Origin of the sequence: Chloracidobacterium sp., from assembly GCA_025057975.1 — a bacterium.
Classification (GTDB): domain Bacteria; phylum Acidobacteriota; class Blastocatellia; order Chloracidobacteriales; family Chloracidobacteriaceae; genus Chloracidobacterium.
Genome location: JANWUV010000031.1, coordinates 617 through 1,064, shown reverse-complemented (window position 1 = coordinate 1,064; position 448 = coordinate 617). Strand labels below are relative to the sequence as shown.

At 56.9% G+C, this 448-nt stretch carries 1 protein-coding gene; it reads left to right on the top strand.

Annotated elements, in window-relative coordinates; all coding sequences use genetic code 11:
* Positions 1 to 250 precede the first annotated feature (250 nt).
* A partial coding sequence (locus tag NZ585_14875) for a hypothetical protein (GenBank protein ID MCS7081315.1) occupies positions 251 to 448 on the top strand: 198 nt, incomplete at its 3' end.

Genomic DNA, 448 nt, shown 5'->3' with positions numbered 1-448 from the left:
GATCCCTTGCCCTGCTTGTACCACGGTGACTGATTGACAACTGCTCCCTCCCTTAGGCTTTGGGGTCACAATCCGCAGCCGTTTGCAGCTAGGCCTGGTGGCTGCATGGCGGCGCAAACAAGCGCCGACCGACAACTGTTGATGACATTTCCGTCGGGATGACCGCACTGGTATGGTAGGCGATCGGACCGGAGACAAGGTGCTTTCTGACGGCACTGGCTGCTGTGGATGACGACGAGGCGCGTCCTAGATGCTGGAGCAGTTGCGCCAAACGACAGTGGTTATCAGGACCAAAAGTAAAGTGTGGGATACCGCTCGGCAGTTGGTCATCATTAGCGTTCTCGATCTGCTGGCGGTGACAAACCATGGCATGCGCCGCCGGTTAGCCTGCACACCGGCCGGTTTGTGGTGTGAATCGAGAATGAAAATCGGTAGTGTTATTTGGCGG